20 protein-coding genes are annotated in these 19133 nt (G+C 67.0%); 15 read left to right on the plus strand and 5 right to left on the minus strand.

All coding sequences use genetic code 11. The features are described 5' to 3' along the window. Positions 1-21 precede the first annotated feature (21 nt). On the plus strand, positions 22-891 hold the full coding sequence (locus tag FCF25_RS01065) for a formate/nitrite transporter family protein (protein ID WP_137047009.1): 870 nt from the start codon (positions 22-24) through the stop codon (positions 889-891). 77 nt (positions 892-968) lie between these two features. Further along, positions 969-1490 carry a PadR family transcriptional regulator gene (locus FCF25_RS01070; RefSeq protein ID WP_117594367.1) on the plus strand — a complete coding sequence of 174 codons (522 nt, stop codon included), beginning with the start codon at positions 969-971 and terminating at the stop codon, positions 1488-1490. Positions 1491-1532: 42 nt separating this feature from the next. Here FCF25_RS01070 and FCF25_RS01075 read toward each other — a convergent pair whose 3' ends face one another. The 3 genes from FCF25_RS01075 to pyrH all read right to left on the minus strand — a co-directional run bounded on the left by FCF25_RS01075 (position 1533) and on the right by pyrH (position 5878). Continuing rightward, complete coding sequence (locus FCF25_RS01075; protein ID WP_137047010.1) at positions 1533-3320, minus strand: site-2 protease family protein; 1788 nt, start codon at positions 3318-3320, stop codon at positions 1533-1535. 153 nt (positions 3321-3473) lie between these two features. Further along, complete coding sequence (gene lysS / locus FCF25_RS01080; protein WP_137047011.1) at positions 3474-5162, minus strand: lysine--tRNA ligase; 1689 nt, start codon at positions 5160-5162, stop codon at positions 3474-3476. Next, complete coding sequence (gene pyrH / locus FCF25_RS01085; RefSeq protein ID WP_117594370.1) at positions 5159-5878, minus strand: UMP kinase; 720 nt, start codon at positions 5876-5878, stop codon at positions 5159-5161. Before pyrH ends, lysS begins: the two co-directional genes overlap by 4 nt. Positions 5879-6035: 157 nt before the next feature. Here pyrH and FCF25_RS01090 point away from each other — a divergent pair, with 157 nt between their 5' ends. The 3 genes from FCF25_RS01090 to FCF25_RS01100 all read left to right on the plus strand — a co-directional run bounded on the left by FCF25_RS01090 (position 6036) and on the right by FCF25_RS01100 (position 8841). Further along, on the plus strand, positions 6036-6827 hold the full coding sequence (locus FCF25_RS01090) for a molybdopterin synthase (protein ID WP_137047012.1): 792 nt from the start codon (positions 6036-6038) through the stop codon (positions 6825-6827). A gap of 306 nt (positions 6828-7133) precedes the next feature. After that, positions 7134-7382, plus strand: a complete 249-nt coding sequence (locus FCF25_RS01095; RefSeq protein ID WP_117595281.1) for a hypothetical protein — start codon at positions 7134-7136, stop codon at positions 7380-7382. A 298-nt stretch (positions 7383-7680) separates the two neighbouring features. Next, positions 7681-8841 carry a site-2 protease family protein gene (locus tag FCF25_RS01100; RefSeq protein WP_137047013.1) on the plus strand — a complete coding sequence of 387 codons (1161 nt, stop codon included), beginning with the start codon at positions 7681-7683 and terminating at the stop codon, positions 8839-8841. Positions 8842-8883: 42 nt separating this feature from the next. Here FCF25_RS01100 and thiL read toward each other — a convergent pair whose 3' ends face one another. Beyond that, the gene (gene thiL / locus FCF25_RS01105; RefSeq protein WP_137047014.1) at positions 8884-9765 is read right to left on the minus strand and encodes a thiamine-phosphate kinase; all 882 of its coding nucleotides are present in this window, start codon (positions 9763-9765) and stop codon (positions 8884-8886) included. 173 nt (positions 9766-9938) lie between these two features. On the opposite strand from thiL, the gene FCF25_RS01110 reads away from it, so the two are divergent. The 10 genes from FCF25_RS01110 (at position 9939) to truA (ending at position 17670) form a co-directional block, all read left to right on the plus strand. Further along, positions 9939-10964 (plus strand): lysylphosphatidylglycerol synthase transmembrane domain-containing protein, encoded by a 1026-nt coding sequence (locus FCF25_RS01110; protein ID WP_117594374.1) that lies wholly within the window; start codon positions 9939-9941, stop codon positions 10962-10964. A gap of 92 nt (positions 10965-11056) precedes the next feature. Continuing rightward, positions 11057-11512, plus strand: a complete 456-nt coding sequence (locus FCF25_RS01115; RefSeq protein ID WP_117594375.1) for a 30S ribosomal protein S19e — start codon at positions 11057-11059, stop codon at positions 11510-11512. 87 nt (positions 11513-11599) lie between these two features. After that, a complete protein-coding gene (locus FCF25_RS01120; protein WP_117594376.1) occupies positions 11600-11962 on the plus strand; it encodes a DNA-binding protein in 363 nt (120 codons plus the stop codon). After that, positions 11962-12555: an alpha hydrolase gene (locus tag FCF25_RS01125; RefSeq protein WP_137047015.1), complete on the plus strand. Its 594-nt coding sequence runs from the start codon at positions 11962-11964 to the stop codon at positions 12553-12555. Before FCF25_RS01120 ends, FCF25_RS01125 begins: the two co-directional genes overlap by 1 nt. A 180-nt stretch (positions 12556-12735) precedes the next feature. Further along, complete coding sequence (locus FCF25_RS01130) at positions 12736-13653, plus strand: EamA family transporter (protein WP_137047016.1); 918 nt, start codon at positions 12736-12738, stop codon at positions 13651-13653. Positions 13654-13863: 210 nt separating this feature from the next. After that, positions 13864-15159: a histidine--tRNA ligase gene (gene hisS / locus FCF25_RS01135; RefSeq protein WP_137047017.1), complete on the plus strand. Its 1296-nt coding sequence runs from the start codon at positions 13864-13866 to the stop codon at positions 15157-15159. 97 nt (positions 15160-15256) lie between these two features. Continuing rightward, positions 15257-15721, plus strand: coding sequence for a hypothetical protein (locus FCF25_RS01140; protein ID WP_137047018.1), 465 nt, complete (start codon positions 15257-15259; stop codon positions 15719-15721). Then, entirely contained in the window at positions 15714-16256 is a 543-nt protein-coding gene (locus FCF25_RS01145) for a hypothetical protein (protein WP_137047019.1), read from the plus strand. Before FCF25_RS01140 ends, FCF25_RS01145 begins: the two co-directional genes overlap by 8 nt. 60 nt (positions 16257-16316) lie before the next feature. Next, entirely contained in the window at positions 16317-16775 is a 459-nt protein-coding gene (locus FCF25_RS01150) for a universal stress protein (RefSeq protein WP_117594382.1), read from the plus strand. 25 nt (positions 16776-16800) lie between these two features. Continuing rightward, complete coding sequence (gene truA / locus FCF25_RS01155; RefSeq protein WP_117594383.1) at positions 16801-17670, plus strand: tRNA pseudouridine(38-40) synthase TruA; 870 nt, start codon at positions 16801-16803, stop codon at positions 17668-17670. Here truA and FCF25_RS01160 read toward each other — a convergent pair whose 3' ends face one another. Further along, positions 17671-19053, minus strand: a complete 1383-nt coding sequence (locus tag FCF25_RS01160; protein WP_137047020.1) for a M28 family peptidase — start codon at positions 19051-19053, stop codon at positions 17671-17673. It lies immediately after the preceding gene. Positions 19054-19133: the final 80 nt, after the last annotated feature.

Below are 19133 nucleotides of genomic sequence, written 5' to 3' on the forward strand. Positions count from 1 at the left end.
CGTCGGTCGAGCCACTATACGATGTCCTCTACGACCGACGACCCGACGGGTGCGACTCTCTCGTACCGACACATCATCGAACGGGAGATGGAGAACGCGCTCACCGAGATGCACCGCCCGGTGAAAGGCGTCGCAATCTCCGGGTTCGCCGCGGGTCTCACGGTGAGTTTCGGCGCGCTGTTCATGGGGATGGCGCTGACGTTCCAGCCGAACTTCGGGTCGACGCTCGCGAAGCAGCTCACCCTCGGCGGCGTCTCCGCCGTCGGCTTCCTGTTCGTCATCATCGGACAGACCGAGCTGTTCACCGCGCACACGACGATGGCCGTCCTGCCCGTGCTGACCGACCGCGCCTCGATCCGTGACCTCCTCGAACTGTGGGGGGTCGTTCTCGCGGCCAACCTCGTCGGCTGTCTCTGTTTCGCCGGACTCATCGCCGCCATCGGCCCGTCGATGAACATCGTCGACCCGGCGGCGTTCGGGTCGATGGCGGAGGCGCTGCTCCCGTTCCCGTGGTGGGTCATCACCGCCAGCGGCGTCGTCGCCGGGTGGCTGATGGGGCTTCTGACGTGGCTCGTCGCCGCGAGCCGAGACACCATCAGTCGGGTCGTCATCATCCTCGTCGTCGCCGCGACTATCGGATTCGCGCCGTTTCACCACGCGCTGCTGGGGACGACGGAGGTGCTCGCGGCGATGTTCCTCGGACAGGGCGTCACGCTCGGACAGTTCGCGCACTTCCTGACGTGGACGACGCTCGGTAACGCCGTCGGCGGCGGCGTCTTCGTCGCGCTGCTCAACTACGGCCACGTCGCGCTCGCGGGCGACGACGTCGACGTCGACTACGATGCCGGGTCGACGTCCGGGTTCGGCGACGACACGACCGACAGGGAGTGACACGACAGCTGTTTGACCGACCAGTCGAAGTCCTACTAACCGAAACGCTTTCACAACGCCACCCTGATGGGCAACCAATGCGGAAAAGCGGCCCACCGAAAGGCCTCATCTCGTATCTGGTTCTGGAGTTGTTGGGCGAGAGACCCCGGTACGGGTACGAGATTCTCAAGGAGATACGCGAGATAAGCGGCGGACACTGGGAACCGTCGTACGGTTCCGTCTACCCGATTCTCTACAAGTTCGAAGAGAAAGGCTGGGCCGAGCGGGTCGACCGCGAGGACGAACCCGACCGGAAGTACTTCGCGCTGACCGACAGCGGCCGCGAAGAGCTCCGCGAGAAGCGGGTCGAAACCGGCGGCAAAGCCGAGGAGTTCGCCGACGTCATCCTCGGCTTCTACCACGTCTACGTCGCGTTCGCCACCGACGGTCGGTTCGACGTCGAGAGCCCCGAGGAGGCGTGGCAGTTCGACGAGACGTTCAGTTCGTGGATCATCGAGCAGTTGATTCGCCACCACGAACGCGACTTCGAGACGTTCGAACGAATCGACGACACTCCCGCCGAGTTCTACGAACGCTACGGCATCGACTTCGAGTCGTAAACGCCCGAACGAAGCAGCGACGGGAAACGGGAGGCCGCCCGCTCAGGAGAGCAGTTGCGGCCCGAACATCAACAGCAGGAGACTGACGAGCATCAGCAGACCGATGCCCGTCGTAATCGTGCTCGTCAACTGCTGTTTTCCTTCGACCGGCAACCGCGAGACGACCGCCTCGGTCGAGGTGCGGAGGATGCGGCCCCCGTCCAGCGGGAACGCCGGGATGCAGTTGAAGAACGCGAGGTTGAGATTTATCCACCCGACCCAGAAGAGGACGTTCGCGAGGACGAAGACGCCGCCGCCCAGCGCCGCGAGCGGACCGCTGATGGTGTAGAAACTCGTGTTCGCGGCGACGAAGCCGGCGAAGTTGGTCTCTAACCCCGGGACGACCGTCCCCGCGAAGGGGAGAAAGAGGATGAACAGCACCTGCGAGAACAGTCCTCCCTGCACGTCGCCGCCGAGGATACCGAGGAACTGCTGTGTGGGGTACGAGACGACGCCCAGGCTGTTGACGCTGATGCCGCTGAGTTCGGGCCCTTGCGTCACGCCGACGAGGCCGCGGTCGGTGCCGTCGTTCGCCGTCGCGAGCGTCACAGTGTACGTCTGCAGTTGTCCGTCGACGTAGGCGGTCACGTTCACTTCGTCACCCGGTTGTCCGCCGTCGAGCGCCGCCTGTACGTCCGAGTAGTCGAGCGTCCGTTCGCCGTCGATGCTCGTGACGACGACCTGTTCGCCGCCGGGGACGTCCGTCTGCTCGCTCAGCGGTCCGTCCGGCGAGACGCCGAGAAGAACGCCGATCGGGCCGGTCACGTTCGACTCCTCGCCGCGCTGGTCTTCGACGGTGAGCGTGACGACGGGGTCGTCGGAGACGGCCTGACGCAGCCCGGACTCGGTGTTGACCGTCGTTCCGTCGACGGCGACGATGGTGTCGTTCGTCTCAACGCCGGCGCTGCCGTCGGCGGCCAACGGCGAGTTCGGCGACATCGCGGTCACCAGAAGCGAGCGCTGCACCGTCCGCTCGGTTCCGTCCGCGAGCGTCACGGTCACGTTCGCGGTGTCGCTCTCCTCGAGCGCGTTCTGGAGCTCCGCGTCCGAGGTGACGTTCGCGCCGTCGAAGCCGACGATTCGGTCGCCGGCGTCGATTCCGGCGGCGGCGGCCGCCGAGTTCGGGAACGTGCTGCCGACGGCCGCACCGGGAGCCGCCGCGATCGCGCCGGTCACCGGACCGAACAGCAACACCAACGCGATAGCGGTGACGGCGAGGTTGTTCGTCACGCCGGCGGCGAACATCCGGGTCCGTCCGCCCCGACTCGCCTTCCGCTGGCTCTCCTCGTCGGGTTCGACGAACGCGCCGATGGGGAGAATCGTGAAGAGGACGACGCCCATCGACTCGATGTCGATGCCCTCGACCCGGCAGAGCAGGCCGTGGCCGCCCTCGTGGACGACGAGGCCGACGAGCAGGCCGAACGCGATCTCGGGAGCGACCGACAGCGGGAGGAAGTCGTTGACGCCCGGGATGACGAGGACGTTTCGCGGGGCGTTCACTGCCGTCGGCGCGGGGGGATTCTGGAGAATCTGGACGCCGCGGAGCACGAGGAGGACGAACGTGCCGAACATCACGACGAGGGCGATGCCGACACCGACGTTGCTCCACGCCCGCCAGAACCGTTTCGGTGTGGCGAGCCAGTCGAGAAACGCGCGGCCCCGACGCGTGTGTATCGTCATCAGGGGACCTTGCATCTTCACCGAACTCGGGAGGACACCGAGCTGTCGCAGGACGAGGGCGAGTACCGTGTAGAGGATCACGCCGATAAGTATCCACAGCAGCGTGTTCATTGGCCCAAGAAAGGGATGGTAGCGGGAAAGACGTTCGGATTGTATCGGCGAGTCGCCGCCGCCGCAACGACGGCGCTACGCTCTCCTCTTCGGCCGACGGGGCCGTCCCGTACTGCGACCGCCAACAGAAATCAGCTCTCTCGACTCTCTGCCTCACTCCTCGCGCCGAAGCCGCTTCACCACGAACGCCGCTTCGAGTTCGCCGAGGAACTCGCCGAGGCGCGGTCCCTGCGTCTGGTCGAAGAAGAGCAGATAGCCCGCCTGGAACAGGTCGCCGGTCTGCACGTCGTGCACCTTCGCCGCCTCGTAGATTTCGCCCTGAATCTCCTCGCCGGTGTGGCCCTCTTCGACGAAGTCGGCGAGGTCCGAGAGCGCGGCGGCCACGTCGCCGTCGAGGTCCACCTCGGGCAGTTCCGTCTGGAGGCGGTAGTTGTACTCGTTGTCCATCCGCTCGGCCCACGTCCGGGCCTTCTCGACGCGCTCCATCGCGTCTTCTACGGCCCACTCGGGCGTCTCGTCGGTGACGTGACCCTCGTTCTTCGCCATCTGTACCCGGAGTTCGGGGTCGTCGACCATCCCCAGCACCGCGGCGAACGTGTAGGGAAGACGGACCCGGTCTTCGCGAACCTCGTCGACGAGGAGCGGGTATGCCCGGTCGGCCAGCGCTTCGATGTTCTCGTCGGTCTCCTCGCCGAAGTAGACGCGCTCGAAGCGGTCGAAATCGTTGACGAGGAGGTCTAACCGGCGCAGGTCGAAGTCGCGCGCGCGGCGCGGATTGAGCGCGAAGAAGTACCGAAGCACCTCGGGTTCGGCGAGTTCCAGCACCTCGGCGACGGTGACGATGTTGCCCGCCGACGAGGAGAGCGGTTCGCCGTTGAGCGTGAACCACTCGTACGTCATCGGCACCGGGGGTTCGATACCGAGGACGTTCCGCGCGATGTCCTCGCCGCTGGGCCACGAGCCCTCGGCGTGGTCCTTGCCGAACGGCTCGAAGTCGACGCCGAGCACCTGCCACTGGGCGGGCCACTCGAAACGCCACGGGAGTTTCCCCTCGCGGAACGTCGCCGTCCCCTCGTGACCGCAGCCGGAGATGGTGTTGTCACCTGCGGTCATGTCGGTGCAGACGTAGTCGACGGTGCCGGCGTCGAGGTCGATGGCCGTGACGGTCTCGGTTATCTTCCCGCAGTTTCCGCAGACGGGGTTGAACGGGACGTAGTCGTCGTCTACCTTGCTCTGGTACTCGGAGAGCACTTCGCGCGCGGTGTCGGCGTTTTCGAGCAGGTGCCGGACGACCGGCTCGAACGTACCGTCCGCGTAGAGTTCGGTGTTCGATATCATCTCGACGGGGACGCCGAGTCGCTCGGCGTCGGCCTCGATGAGCGCCGCGAAGTGCGCCGCGTACGACTCGGCCTCGCCGAAGGGGTCCGGAATGTCGGTGTACGGCTTACCCAAATTCTGACCGAGCGCGCCCGCGTCGACGTCGCCGAGACCGACGATGTTCCCCTCCTTGTCGGCGAGCTTTCGGGGGAGCTTCCGGAGCGGGTCCTTGTCGTCGCTCGTGAACACCTGCCGGACCTCGTAGCCGCGCTCTCGGAGCACCTCCGCGACGAAGTAGCCGCGGAGAATCTCGTTGAAGTTGCCGAGATGCGCGACGCCTGAGGGCGAGATGCCGCCCTTGACGACGATGGGTTCGTCGGGGTCGCGCGCGAGAATCTCGTCGGCGACCTCGTCGGCCCAGAACGCGTGGTGGGTGTCGCCACCGTCTTCCCGCCCACCTTCGTCGTCGGCGGCGGTCGTCGGTTGGTCGTCGACGGTCGTCGGCTGGTCGTCGTCGACGCTCATCGCTGGGACCAGTACGTCGGTTCGGTGCCCGCGCCCGCGGGAACGATGTCGGTTCCCTCGTGGTCGCCGCGGAGCACCGCGCGTTCGAGTCGCTGCGGTTCGGTGCCGTCGAGGACGATGGTTCGCATTCCGGCGCGTTCGATGAGTTTCGCCGCCAGCAGGTCGACCGGTGCGGACGAGCCGGCGTCGGTGCTCATCGGCGCGATGACGCCGACCAGTTCCTCGGGCGTGAGTTCCTCGAACTTCTCGGCGCCGTCGTCGCTTCGGGGGTCGGCGCTGTAGACGCCGTCGACGCTCGTCGCGTAGACGAGCAGGTCCGCGTCGACGTACTCGGCGAGCGCCGCGGCCACCGCGTCGGTGGTCTGTCCGGGGACGACGCCGCCCATCACGGAGATGTCGCCGCGACGGATGGCCTCGCCCGCGTCCTCGTAGCTGTGCGCCGGAGCGGGGTTGACGCCCGCGCCGAGGCCGGCGATGAGCAGGCGCGCGTTGATGCGCGTCACGTCGATACCGATCTGGTCCAACTGGACCTCGTTCGCGCCCAGGCCGCGCGCGGCGTCGATGTACTCGCGAGCGACTCCGCCGCCGCCGACGACGGTGCCGAGTTCGCAGCCCTCGCGGGCGAGTGACTCGATTGCGGCGGCGTGGGCCTCGACCCGGCGGGCGTCGAGCTCCGGCGCGAGGACGCTTCCGCCGATAGAAATGACGACTCTCATTGCAACCGGGTTGCTGGGATTCGGTCTTAAGGGTTATCAACTCCGCCACGTTCCGCGGTGCGAGAACACCCGTCTCGCGCGGTGTCGGTTCGCCCCCGAGCGTCGTCGACGCCTCGCTGAGCAACACTAAAGCCGTTCGGTCCCCCGTCTTCCGGGTATGCGCACACTCTGCGTCGTCGGTCCGGGCGCAACGACGCTCACCGAGCGACTCGCCGCGCGACTCGACGGCCGCGTCGCGACGGTCGAACGGCTCCCCGACGGCAGCGACCCCGCACCCGACTCGGCGGCGTCGTACGGTCTCTCCGACGACGGCGTCTGGGTCGGCGCGGGCCGCGACCGCTCGCGCGACGAACTGCTCGACCACCTCGCCACCGACTACGACTTCGCGCTCCTCGCCGGGTTCGAGTCGAATCGTCTACCGACGGTGGTTCTCGGCAGCGAGTCGGCGCCTGACGACAGTTCGCACGCTCCGCTTCTCTCGGCACGGTCGCTCGACGAGGTCGACCTCGACGACCTCAGTTCCCGTATCGAGGCGCTCGAACCGTACGTTACGCTGGAATCACTGGTCGAGCGGGTCAAGCGGGACCCGCGCGCCGATCGCGCCGGTGCGATTGCGACGTTCACCGGTCGCGTGCGGGCGAAGGACGCGGACGACGACCCGCGGACGACGCGGCTGACGTTCGAGAAGTACGAGGGCGTCGCCGAGGAACGACTCTCGGAGATCAGACGCGACATCGAAGCCCGCGACGGGGTCGAACGCGTACTGATGCACCACCGAACGGGCGTCATCGAAGACGGCGAGGACATCGTCTTCGTCGTCGTCCTCGCCGGCCACCGAACCGAGGCGTTCCGCGCCGTCGAAGACGGCATCAACCGTCTGAAGGACGAGGTCCCCATCTTCAAGAAGGAGACCACAGTCGAGTCGGACTTCTGGGTTCACGACAGATAGCCGCGACTTTCGCGTCGAGGCAACATTCTCCTCGTTCGACCACTGTTTCGGGGCGGTTGGGAGTGCTAAAAGCCGCTATTGTCGCCCGTAAACGGTCCAGCAACCAGCTAATCTGGCATTTCTTTTTTGTATTATAGATATCGAATAATAGTCTCAAAACCACTTGTAAAAGTTCTAAGGGTCTGAAAAAACGTCGTAAAACGAATCCTTTGCGTCGCTTCAGCCTGAAAGAGGCCGAACTGTGGCTAACGTTCCTGCCTTTATAACATCTCTACCGGCCATGTGGTGAACGAGGTCAGAACGAAAATGAGCGCAACAGCAAACCCCTCCACCGACGGACGCTCGAAAGAGACCCGACTCAAGCAGTATCTCGTCGAGAAAGCCCAAGACGGGGAACTGTACTTCAAGGGTAAGTTCATCGCGGACGAGGTCGGTCTCTCGCCCAAAGAGATCGGCGCGCTGATGGTGAAACTCCGCGACTCTACCCACGAGCTCACCATCGAGAAGTGGTCGTACACGAGCGCGACCACCTGGCGCGTCGCCCCCACCTCGTAAGGGTAACACCCCGGTCCCCGCGACCCGTTTCGGCGACGGTCCTCGCCTTTCGACACCGCTCGCGAACCATGCAACTCCTTCGTCTCCGGACGACGGCGGCCTACTTCCCACCACTCCGCTGACGACACGCACCGCCTCTCCCGTCGCCGATACACGCACTTCTCCCGACGCTGATACACGCACCTCTCCCGACGCTGATACACGCACCTCTCCCGACGCCGACACACCCGGCGTCGTCGGGCCTTCGTCGGCATCGACACCGGATTTATACTCCTCTGTGCGGTAGACGTAGTATCAGATGGACGAGGCCGATAGCCCTCCGTACGGCCCCGCGGCCGCCCCCGCAGACGGTCCCTCGCTCGAACAACTCGGCTCGGTGTTCTACGTTCGTGAGGTACGTACGGACGACGAAAGACTGCTGTACTACGGCGAGTCGCTCGTCTCGCGCCGCTCGCTGCTCGAAGAGGTCTGGCCTTCGTTCCGACAAGCGGGCTACGACGTTCGGCTCGCACGGACGAACGACGGACTCGACGTGCTCGTCGCCGAACCCCTCTCGGTCGGCCTCGAGGGCGTCCCCTGGAAGAACCTGTTGCTGTTCGTCGCGACCGTCACCTCGACGTTGTTCGTCGGCGCGTACGCGTGGTACTACATCCCCGTAAGCCAGATTCAGGAGAACCCGCTGGTCGCGCTCGAAGCGTGGCCCTTCACTGCCGCCGTGCTCGGCGTCCTCTGCGCGCACGAACTCGGCCACTACGTGATGGGTCGCTACCACGGCGTCGACGTCTCGCTGCCGTATCTCATTCCCTTTATCTTCCCGTTCGGCACGATGGGCGCGATAATCCGAATGCGCGGGCAGATGCCCGACCGGAAGGCGCTGTTCGACATCGGCGTCGCCGGGCCGCTCGCCGGGTTGGCGGCGACGGTTCTCGTCACCGCTATCGGCCTGTCGCTCGACCCGATTACGATTCCCGAGCGCGTATTCGTCGGGAGCACCGAGGTCATCCAGTTCAACAATCCGCTGCTGCTGGACCTCATCGCGACGTTCCTCGGCCAACCGAGCGACTACAGCTATCCGCAGACGGTGAACCCGGTCATCATCGGCGGCTGGGTGGGGATGTTCTTCACCGTGTTGAACCTCTTGCCGGTCGGTCAACTCGACGGCGGCCACATGGTCCGCGCGATGCTCGGACGGAGACAGGAGACCGTGGCGACGCTCGTTCCGCTCGGCCTGTTCGGCCTCGCGGGCTACCTCTACTACGTTCGCGACCTCGGCCTCCAGGAGTCTGTCGGCCTGTGGGCCTTCTGGGGGCTGTTCTCGCTGTTCATCGCCATCAACGGCCCCGCCCACCCCATCGACGAGTCCGGTATCGGCTGGAAGCGACAGCTCGTCGGCGTGTTCACTTTCGCGCTCGGCCTGCTGTGTTTCATGCTGGTGCCGATTCAGCTGATGAGCGCGTGAGAGTCCGAGAGCCGGGGAGCCGAGACGCTCGCGTCGGCGGCGCTACGCCGAGTGCGTGTACCCGCGGTCCGGAAGCGACTCGTCGTCGAGTGTTACCCCCGCACTCGACTCGGTGGCGCGTCCGATGCGTGCGACCGGCACCGGTGAAGCCGACGTCGCGCGGTCGAGCGCGGACTCGGGGAGCGTGAACACCAACTCGAAATCCTCGCCGAAATGAAGCGCCGACTCCCAGTAGTCGCTTTCACCGTCGGTCGCGTCCTCGACGGCGGTGTCGACCGGAATCGGCGCGGAGTCGAGCGCGAACCCGCAGTCGCTCGCCTCCGCCAGCTGGTGGACCGACCGCGCGAGCCCGTCGCTCGAATCCATCATCGCCGTCGCGTAGTCGGCGAGTACCGCGCCCGCGGTCACACGCGGTTCGAACCGGAAGAGGTCGTTGCCCCGCTCGATGTCGCCGCGCTCGAAGGAGCGAAGCGCGGCCGCCGACCGCCCCAGCGTGCCGGTGACGCAGAGCAGGTCGCCCGGCTTCGCGCCGGACCGAAGCACCGGGTCGTCCGTCCGGCCGATGGCCGTCGTCGCCGTCGTGAACTCGTCGTGCGTGTCGAGGTCGCCGCCGACGTACTCGGTGCCGACGAGTTCGCAGACGTCGCGGGCCCCGCGGACGAACGCACCCAGTTCGTCCTCGTCGAACGTGGGCGCGGCGTACGCGGCGACGGTCGCCACGGCGTCCGCGCCCATCGCGGCGACGTCAGAGAGCGACGCGCCGACGGACCGCCACCCGGCGGTGTAGCGCGTCGTTCCCGCCGGGAAGTCCGTCGTTTCGTGGAGCATGTCGGTCGTCACGACCAGTCCGTCGACGACTGCGGCGTCGTCACCGGCCGCCTGGAGTTCCGCCGCCAACGTTCGCAGCGCCGTCCGCTCGTCCATGCTCGGCCTTTCGGCGTCGGCGCGAAAAAGCCACCGAGGCGTCCGGCGTCGCGTTCTCGTGCGAGTCGATCGCACAGTACCACGGCTACCGCGTCGGAAGCGAGGCGTAAGTTATCGCTACCACTGCTGTCGGTTCCGGTGGCTTAATGCCGGCAGTTGACGTTCGGGTTGATATGTCTACGGAGAACCTCCGGGCCACCGTGCTCGGCTTCGCCGGTGCGTTGGTGGTGTTCGCGGTTCTCTTCTCGTTCATCGGCGTCGACGACCTCGCCACGCAGTTACAGAACGCCGACATCCGGTTCGTCGCCCTCGTCGTCGTTGCGACGCTCGGTTGGCTGTTCGCGTGGGGGCTGTCGCTTCGGACCGTCCTCTCGGTGCTCGGCGTGGAGATTTCGGCGCTGAAGTCGTTTCTCGTCTTCTCGGGTGCGATGTTCTCGAACAACATCACGCCGTTCGGACAGGCCGGCGGCGAACCGGTGACGGCGCTACTCATCTCGCAGACCTCCGACGCCGAGTACGAGACCGGCCTCGCAGCCATCGCCAGCGTCGACACGCTCAACTTCGTCCCCTCGATAACGCTCGCGCTCGCGGGTGCCGTCTACTTCGCGACGGAGACGACGCTCGGACAGAACCTCGAACTGGCGGTCATCGCCGTTGTCGTCCTCGCGACGGCGGTCCCCGGCCTCGTCTACGTCGGGTGGCAGCGGCGGTACCAACTCGAACACAAAGCCGTCAGCGTGCTCACGCCCGTCATCCGACGCGTCGCCGATTTCGTCCCGCGGATTTCGAAACCGACCGCGGAGAGCATCGAGGGGCGTATCAGTCGCTTCTTCGCCGCCATCGAACGCGTTGCGACGAACCCTCGCGGGCTGCTGCTGGCCGTCTCGCTCTCGGCGGCCGGCTGGCTCGCACAGATGCTCGGTCTCTGGCTGGCGTTCCACGCCGTCGGCACGCCCGTCTCGCCGTCGATTATGCTGTTCGTCGTCCCGATCGGGGCTATCGCGGGCGTGACACCGCTCCCCGGCGGCGCCGGCGGCATCGAGAGCGTTCTCCTCGTGCTCCTGCTGGCCGCGACGGGCCCCGCCGTCACGCAGTCGGCGATTCTGGCGGCCATCGTCATCTACCGCGGTGCGGTGTATTGGCTGCCGACGCTCATCGGTGGCGTCGTCGTCAGCGTTCTGGGTCTCAACAGCGCCTGACCGCCGCTCGTACCGGGACCGAAAAGCCCGCTGGATAGGGGCGACGACGCCAATACGATGCTTTTAAACAGCGCTACGCAGAACTCGTAGCCATGGTAACCCTCTATGACGTTCCGGCGGACGACCTCATTCAGGAGGTCGCCGACCGACTCGAGGACCGCATCGAACAGCCCGACTGGATTCAGTTCGCCAAAACCGGCTCGAGCCGAGAGCTCCCGCCCCAGAACGACGACTTCTGGTTCGTTCGCGCGGCCAGTGTCCTCCGGAAACTCGCCACGAAGGGTCCGTTCGGCGTCGAACGTCTCGCCGTCGAGTACGGCGGCCGCAAGCGCGGGTCGACGCGCTACCGCGTCGCCAAAGCTCACACCGACACCGGCAGCAAGAAGATCATCCGCGTCATCCTCCAGCAACTCGAAGAAGAGGATCTCGTCGAGAGCGCCGGCGGCGACGGCCGGCGTATCAGCGACGAGGGCCGCGCGTTCCTCGACGACGCCGCCGCCTCGGCCTTCGAGTCGCTCGACCGTCCGGAACTCGAACGCTACGCGTAGAGGACACACACGCTTTTTCAGAGGTTCGAGACCGCCAGCCGTCTGGCTGTCCGTAATCGTTTTCTGCCGCGCGCGAAAAGTTCGTGTATGAGCGGAAATCCCGACGACGAACGGCTCGACGAACTCCGTCGAGAACGCCTGCAGGAGCTCCAAGACCAAGCGGAAGGCCAGCAGCAACAGCAAGGCAACGAGGAAGCCCAGCAAGCCGCCGAGGAGCGCGCACAGGCGCAGAAAGACGCGATTCTGCGCCAGTATCTCACCGACGGCGCGCGGCAGCGTCTCAACGCCGTCCAGATGAGCAAACCCGACTTCGCCGAACAGGTCGAACAGCAGCTCGTCGCGCTCGCACAGAGCGGCCGCATACAGTCGAAAATCGACGAAGAGCAGATGAAACAGCTGTTGAAGGAACTCCAGCCCGACAAGAAGCGCTTCAACATCCGCCGTCGCTGATGGAACTGGCCCTCCTGTACAGCGGCGGCAAAGATTCGACGCTCGCCGCCCTCACGCTCGATTCGTTCTACGACGTGCACCTCGTGACCGCACACTTCGGGTTCACCGACGACTGGACGCACGCGAAGACGGCCGCGGAGACGCTCGGTTACCCGTTCGAGACGGTCGAACTCGACGAGAACGTCGCCGCCGACGCCGTCGACCGGATGCACGCCGACGGCTACCCACGAAACGGCATTCAGCAGGTCCACGAGGCGGCGCTGGAGGCCGTCGCGGGACTCGGCTACGACGCTATCGCCGACGGCACGCGCCGCGACGACCGCGTTCCGACCATCTCGCGCGCGCAGGCGCAGAGCCTCGAAGACCGTTACGACGTCGACTACCTCGCGCCGCTGTCGGGGTTCGGTCGCCGGGCGGTCGACCGACTCGTCGAGGAGACGCTCGACATCGAGGTCGGTCCGAGCGACACGGTTCCGAAAGCCGATTACGAGGGCGAACTCCGGCAGTTGCTCATCGAAACGTACGGTACCGACTCGGTCGGCGAGGTCTTCCCCGAACACGAACAGACGTACGTCCACGGGCTGTTAGACTGAACGCGGCAGTCGACGGGTTGTCCCGCCGGCGGCGCGCGCCCTCGCTCTCCGAACCCGGAACGTTCGACCCCCGGAACGCCGTCGAGGGGAGGCTTCAGCCTGAACGTACCCGCCCGATATCGGGTGCCTCTATCGGCGGTAATCGAACCGCTCATGTCGTCGTAGACGCGAGCGGTAGCCGTGACTTCGGGAATCTCGTACTCGCTCGTCGCGGCCGTCGTCTGGGGCGTCTACCTGTTCGTCCTCAAACGGTACTTCGACGGGATTCCCGGTTCGGTTCTCACCGTCCTCGTCAACGTGGCGGCGATCGCCTGGTACGTTCCGGTGCTTCTCACGTCCGTGTCGCCCTCGGAGACGCCGTCGTTCGCGTCGCTCGGCGTCGAGGCGCTGGGCGTCCTCGTCGGGACAATCTGCGCGACGGGCGCGGCGTTTCTCATCTTCCTCCGGGCGCTCGACGCGGGCGACGTCTCCTACGTCGCGCCGATAAACAAGGTGGTCCCCGTGTTCGTCCTCCCGATAGAGATACTGCTGCTGCACGAGCGACTCGCGCCGATTCAGATGCTGGGCGTCGTCGTGGCGACGCTGGCCGTCTACGTCGCTAACTACCGGGGAGGACGCCTGGCCGACCCGATCCGTGCAGCGTCGTCGTCGACGGCGGCGCAGCTCGCGCTGTTGAGCGCCGCCTGTTACGCCGTCAGCGACGTGGGAAAACGCGTCGTGCTCCAGGAACTGAGCCTCCAGCCGCAGCTGTGGGTCGTCGTTCTACTCGGCGGCGTCACGGTCGTCGTCCTCCCCTTCGCAGTTCGGTCGTGGTCCGACGGCGCGCTCACGCGACGAACGCTCGGCGAACTCGCCGTCGGCGGGTTCCTCGTCGCGCTCGGCGAGCACGTCACGTCGTTGGCGTTCGCGGCGGTGCCGGCGAGTATCGCCTCGCCCATCATCAACACGCAGGCGGTGGTCGCCGTCGTTCTCGGTGGCGTGCTCCTCCGCGAGGAGTTCTTCGGGACGCGACTCGTCGCCGCGGCGCTGGCGGTCTTCGGCGTCGGCCTCATCGCGCTCGATTCCGGGACGTTCGGTGCGGCTCTCGGCTGGTTCTGAACGCCGATTTCGAGCGGCTATTTTGCGTGGCTAACAGGCGACTCCGTCTCGGGTCCGCAAGCGGCGCGTCGCACACCCGCCTCGGCCGCGTTGCGTCGATTCGTTAGTGCACCCGCGGGAGTGGTTCCGTCACCGTATTTGAACGTTCACTCCCGTCGTTCGCCCGACGAAAGGACAGGCTTCAAGCGACCGCTCCGCAAAGCACCGTGCATGTACGACCGACTCAAGGGGTTTCGTGACTTCTACCCCGACGAGATGGCTCCCCGACGGGAGGTCATCGACACGCTGGAGGACGCCGCCGCGCGGTACGGCTTCCGCGAGGTGGGAACGCCCGCGCTCGAACGGACGCAGATGTACGTCGACAAATCCGGCGAGGAGATCGTCGACGAACTCTATGCATTTACCGACAAAGGCGGCCGCGAGGTCGCGCTGACGCCGGAATTGACGCCGACGGTCGCGCGGATGGTCGTCGCCAAACAGCAGGCGCTATCGAAACCCATCAAGTGGGTCTCTACTCGTCCATTCTGGCGCTACGAGCAGGTCCAACAGGGTCGATTCCGGGAGTTCTACCAGACGAACGTCGACATCTTCGGTTCGTCGGAGCCAGAAGCCGACGCCGAAATTCTGGCTTTCGCGGCCGACGCACTGACCGACCTCGGTCTCTCAGCGGAGGACTTCGAGTTCCGCGTCTCGCACCGCGACATTCTCGGCGGTCTCCTCACCTCGTTCCGTCCCGACGTCGACACTCGCGCCGCCATCCGAGCCGTCGACAAGCGCGCGAAAGTCGACGAGACCGAGTACCTCGGGCTTCTCACCGACGCGGGTCTCTCGTGGGACGACGCCGAGCAGTTCGACGCCCTCGTCGCGGGCGGCGACCTCGACGAGATCGCGGAGTTCGGCGGCGACGACGTGGAGACGGCCGTCGACAACCTCCACGAGGTGCTCGCCGCCGCCGAGGACTTCGGCGCGCGCGAGTACTGCACCGTCTCGCTGACGACCGCCCGCGGACTGGACTACTACACCGGCGTCGTCTTCGAGTGCTTCGACTCGACGGGCGAGGTCGGCCGCTCGGTGTTCGGCGGCGGGCGCTACGACGACCTCATCGAGAGCTTCGGCGGCCAGCCGACGCCCGCCGTCGGCGTCGCGCCCGGCCACGCGCCGCTGAACCTCCTCCTGCAACGCGCGGGCGTCTGGCCCGAGGGAGCGGCCTCGACTGACTACTACGTCCTCTCGGTCGGCGACACCCGGTCGGTCGCCAGCCGCGTCGCCCGCGACCTGCGCGCGGCGGGCAACACCGTCGAGACCGACGTCTCGGGGCGGAGCTTCGGCGCGCAGATGGGCTACGCCGACAGCATCGGCGCGGAGACGGTCGTCATCGTCGGCGAGCAGGACCTCGAGAACGACGAGGTGACGGTGAAGGAGATGGAGAGCGGCGAACAGACGACCGCGCCCGTCGACGACTTCCCCGGCGACCGCGACGCGCCGCGGTACGACGACTACGTCTGAACGGCGGTCCGCGGGGGCGCGTGTTCGCTCTCCGGGTCGTAGACGAGAAACCAGTTCTGGGAAATAATTATGTTTCAATTACACGTATCGCCGACGGATGGTCCTCTCGCATCCGACTGCCCTCCTCGTTCGGTGGCTCCACGTCGCCGGGGTCGCCGTCGCCGTCGGCGGTGCCGCCCTGACGTGGGCGGCGAGCCACCGAGCCGATTCGACCGGCCGCATCGACCCCGCGCACACCGCTCTCGCCGTCGCAGCAACCTACGAGTGGCTCTTCTGGGGCTCGCTCGGCGTCGTCGTCGCCGCCGGTGTCGGGAATCTCGGCTCGCTCGGACCCGGTGTCTCCCCTCTGGAGACGACGTGGGGGACGACGCTCGCACTCAAACTGGCGATACTGACGGCGTTTCTCGCGGGGTCGGCGGTCCGGACGCTGTGGATATCGTTCGCGGCGGGGCGACCGAGTGACGACGCGATCTCGGTTACTCGTCTCCGAACCGTCTACGGCGTTACGACCCTCACGCTGCTCGCACTCGTCGGCTTCGGAGAGGTGCTAGCGCATGGCTGAGCCGCCGGTGGGCGAGTGTACCAGAGGGCAGAACCGACACGGACCGGACGCAGAGACCGAGGGGAGGCGACCGCTCCCCGCGCTGGCCGTCTGGGGTCTCGCGACGTTTCACGTCACGGCGCTGGTGGTCGTTCTCGTCGTCGCGCTCCACGTCGCCGGGCCGCTCGGAGAGCTCCTCTCGGGGTTGAACACCGCGGTCGGACTGGGCGTCTTTGCGTACCTCTGGGCGCTCACGTGGTGGACCAACCGGCGCGCGCTCGCCGGCGCGTGGGACGGAGACGGGTTCGACTCCCGAGCGGCCGCGAAACGGGCGACGCTCTGGGGCGGCGTCACCGGCGTCTGCTTCCTCCTCGCTCCACTGGTGGCCTCTTCGGCTTTTCTGGTCATCGGGGGTGCGTCCGTGCTCGCGGTGCTCGCCATCGGACTGCTCGCGGCGCTCGTCTCGGCCGCCGTCGGCGCGCTCGTCGGCGGCGTGTTCGGCGCCGTCGACGTAGTGCTACTGCGCGCGGTCGACGCCGTTCGCGGTCGACCGTAGCGCGACCGGCCAGCAAACACACACGTATCTCCGTGCTGTAGGCCTCCATGGTGATCTACGATGTACGATACGATTCTCGTCGCCACCGACGGCAGCGACCCTTCGGAGGCGGCAGTCGACCACGCGCTCGACCTCGCGAAACAGTACGGAGCGACGCTCCACGCGCTCACAGTCGTCGACACGAGGGTGTACACCGACGTCGACATCCGGGCGACGCCCGTCTTCGACGCGCTCGAAGAGCAGGCGCAGGAGACCGTCGACGCCGTTGCGGAAGCCGGAGCGGCCGTGGACGTCCCCGTCGTGACGGCCGTCGAACACGGCTCTCCCGCCAGCGCCATCGTCGACTACGCGACCGGTCACGACGTCGACGTCGTCGTCGTCGGCACGCACGGCCGCCGCGGCGTCAGGCGCGTGGTGCTCGGGAGCGTCGCCGAGCGCGTCGTCAGAAACGCCCCCGTTCCGGTGTTGACCGTCCGTGACACCGAGAGTGAGACCGACGACGCGAGTCGTCCTCGTTAAAGTTCTCTCGTCCGAACGGTCGGCTATGCGCGCGTTCCGCCTCGCCTACGACGGCCAGCCCTACTACGGCTTCCAGCGCCAGCCCGACGTGCCGACGGTCGAGGGGGCGCTGTTCGACGCGCTGGCGAAACTCGGCGTCTACGACGAGACGCGCCATCGGCCGTCGGGCTACGCCGCCGCGGGACGTACCGACGCTGGCGTCTCCGCCGTCGCGCAGACCGTCGCCTTCGACTGTCCCGACTGGTGTACGCCGGGAGCGGTCAACAGCGAGCTCCCGGGAACCGTCCGCGCGTGGGCTGCAGCCGACGTTCCCGACGACTTCCACGCGACGCACGACGCGACTCGGCGCGAGTACACGTACCACCTCTACGCGCCGTCAGGCAGTGGACGCGACGGCGGCGATGGCGACGACGCCGACTACCCGACGCCGGACCCCTACGCCGCCGTCGACGACGACCGAGCGCGGGCGGCGCTCTCGGCGCTCTGCGGCGAACACGACTTCGACAATCTCACGCCCGACGACCGAAACACGGTTCGAGAGCTGTCGGGGTCGCTCCGGCGCGACGGCGAGTTTCTCGTTCTCACCGTCTCCGCGCCGGGGTTCGCCCGCGAACTCGTCCGCCGGGTCGTCTCGCTCGTCCGTATCGTCGGCTCCGGAGCGCCGACGGAGCGAATCGAGCGAGCGTTCGCCGCCGACTCGCTGGAGGGCCGCGAGGGAATTCCGCCCGCACCCGCGGGCGGGTTGGTGCTCACCGACGTCGACTACCCGGGCGTCGAGTTCGAGCGCGACGAAGACGCGATAACGACAGTGAAAGAGGTGTTCGGCGCGTCGCGCGTGGAGAGCGCGGTCAGAACGCGCGTCTGCGAGACGGTGCTCGACGGGACGAGAGCGTAGTCACTCCCACTCGGCCGGCCAGAGGTCGGCCGCGCGCATCCCCACCTCGAAATCGTTCTCGCGGAACGTGGCGGCGAGGTCGTCGAGGTCAAGTCGTGGGGCGTCCGCCGTCGCCAGGTCGTCGACGAGCAGCGCCGTGAGGATGGCGTGCTCACGGATGTTGCGGTCGTCGACCTTGTCGCGGGTGTCGGCGTGGGTGTGACCCCAGCCGCGGCCCCGCTCGCCGCTGTCGCTGTGGAGTTGGAACGCGGGGACGCCCTCGCGCACGAACGGCCAGTGGTCGCTGAACGGGTGCGGCGCGTCGTCGACGTTTATCGGCTGACGGGTCGACTCGTCGATTCGCTCGGCGGCGGCGCTCATCGCGTCGGAGTTGTGCGTGAGCGCGACGAGGTTGCGGAACCGCCCCGCGCCGTCGACGTTGACGACGGCTTTCACCTCGCTCAGGTCGGTCGTCTCGGCGACGCGCTCGGCACCCAAGAGCCCGATCTCCTCGCAGCCGACGCCGGCGACGCGGACGCCGACGTCGAGGTCGACCTGCGCGAGAATCCGGGCGGCCGTGACGACGGTGGCGATGCCGCAGCCGTTGTCGAGCGCGCCTTCGGCGATGTCGTGGGCGTCGTAGTGCGCGAGCAGGAGCAGTTCCTCGTCCGTGTTCGGTCCGACGTGCCCGACGACGTTCTGACTTTCTCCCGGTGTGGTCTCGGCTTCGACGGCGATACGGAGGCGACCGGTCTCCCCACTGTTGTTCGCGGCGTACTCCTTCAGCCACGCGCCTGTCTCCTTGCTCACGCCGACGGCCGGGACCGACCCCTCGTCGCCGAAGGTGAGAGAGCCCGTGGGCGGTAGCTGGCCCTCGATGTGGTTGACGAAGACGAACGCTTCCGCGCCCGCCTCGACCGCACAGCCGTACTTCTCCATCCGGTGGATGAACCGGCCGGAGGGCGTCGTGGTGCTCGCGACGACTATCTTCCCGTCGACGTCCTCGGCTGCTATCTCGTCGGGCGTGCCGTAGCCCACGTCGACGAGTTCGGCCTCCACGTCGCCCGACGGCGAGTACGGAAGCGCGATGGCGTCGAACGGCCGTTCGACAGGCGCGGTGAGTTCGAGCTCGGTCCACCCGCGTGTCCACTGGTTCATCTCGAACGTGTCGAGTCCGACGTCGTCGACGCCCGCGTCCTCGAACGCGTCGGCGACGAGGTCGGCCGCTCGTCTCTCTCCTGCGCTGCCGCCCATCCGGTCGCCGAGTGCGGTGAGGTCGGTGATGAAGTTCCACGGCCGGTCGTCGGTCCACGTGCGGCCAATCGCGGCGGCGAACCCGTCTGTCGTATCTGCGGCGTCGCCGGCCACTGCGGCGTCGCCCGGCGTCGTCTCCTGTTCGGACATAGCCCGCGGTTGGGCACACCGTGGCATAGGTGCTCGGTTCGCGGAAGTCGCTGTCTCGCCTCGGCTCCGTCGTCCGCCGC

Source organism: Haloprofundus sp. MHR1 (genome assembly GCF_005155585.1).
Taxonomy (GTDB): domain Archaea; phylum Halobacteriota; class Halobacteria; order Halobacteriales; family Haloferacaceae; genus Haloprofundus; species Haloprofundus halophilus.

Excerpts from the sequence above, each read along its gene's own strand:
- FCF25_RS01145 (WP_137047019.1), top strand. The coding sequence starts at position 15,714 with ATGGCTGAGCCGCCGGTGGGCGAGTGTACCAGAGGGCAGAACCGACAC.
- FCF25_RS01100 (WP_137047013.1), top strand. The coding sequence starts at position 7,681 with ATGGACGAGGCCGATAGCCCTCCGTACGGCCCCGCGGCCGCCCCCGCA.
- FCF25_RS01120 (WP_117594376.1), top strand. The coding sequence starts at position 11,600 with ATGAGCGGAAATCCCGACGACGAACGGCTCGACGAACTCCGTCGAGAA.
- FCF25_RS01070 (WP_117594367.1), top strand. The coding sequence starts at position 969 with ATGCGGAAAAGCGGCCCACCGAAAGGCCTCATCTCGTATCTGGTTCTG.
- truA (WP_117594383.1), top strand. The coding sequence starts at position 16,801 with ATGCGCGCGTTCCGCCTCGCCTACGACGGCCAGCCCTACTACGGCTTC.
- pyrH (WP_117594370.1), bottom strand. The coding sequence starts at position 5,878 with ATGAGAGTCGTCATTTCTATCGGCGGAAGCGTCCTCGCGCCGGAGCTC.
- FCF25_RS01115 (WP_117594375.1), top strand. The coding sequence starts at position 11,057 with ATGGTAACCCTCTATGACGTTCCGGCGGACGACCTCATTCAGGAGGTC.
- FCF25_RS01125 (WP_137047015.1), top strand. The coding sequence starts at position 11,962 with ATGGAACTGGCCCTCCTGTACAGCGGCGGCAAAGATTCGACGCTCGCC.
- thiL (WP_137047014.1), bottom strand. The coding sequence starts at position 9,765 with ATGGACGAGCGGACGGCGCTGCGAACGTTGGCGGCGGAACTCCAGGCG.
- FCF25_RS01160 (WP_137047020.1), bottom strand. The coding sequence starts at position 19,053 with ATGTCCGAACAGGAGACGACGCCGGGCGACGCCGCAGTGGCCGGCGAC.
- lysS (WP_137047011.1), bottom strand. The coding sequence starts at position 5,162 with ATGAGCGTCGACGACGACCAGCCGACGACCGTCGACGACCAACCGACG.
- FCF25_RS01150 (WP_117594382.1), top strand. The coding sequence starts at position 16,317 with ATGTACGATACGATTCTCGTCGCCACCGACGGCAGCGACCCTTCGGAG.
- FCF25_RS01075 (WP_137047010.1), bottom strand. The coding sequence starts at position 3,320 with ATGAACACGCTGCTGTGGATACTTATCGGCGTGATCCTCTACACGGTA.
- FCF25_RS01065 (WP_137047009.1), top strand. The coding sequence starts at position 22 with ATGTCCTCTACGACCGACGACCCGACGGGTGCGACTCTCTCGTACCGA.
- FCF25_RS01095 (WP_117595281.1), top strand. The coding sequence starts at position 7,134 with ATGAGCGCAACAGCAAACCCCTCCACCGACGGACGCTCGAAAGAGACC.
- FCF25_RS01090 (WP_137047012.1), top strand. The coding sequence starts at position 6,036 with ATGCGCACACTCTGCGTCGTCGGTCCGGGCGCAACGACGCTCACCGAG.
- FCF25_RS01110 (WP_117594374.1), top strand. The coding sequence starts at position 9,939 with ATGTCTACGGAGAACCTCCGGGCCACCGTGCTCGGCTTCGCCGGTGCG.
- hisS (WP_137047017.1), top strand. The coding sequence starts at position 13,864 with ATGTACGACCGACTCAAGGGGTTTCGTGACTTCTACCCCGACGAGATG.
- FCF25_RS01140 (WP_137047018.1), top strand. The coding sequence starts at position 15,257 with ATGGTCCTCTCGCATCCGACTGCCCTCCTCGTTCGGTGGCTCCACGTC.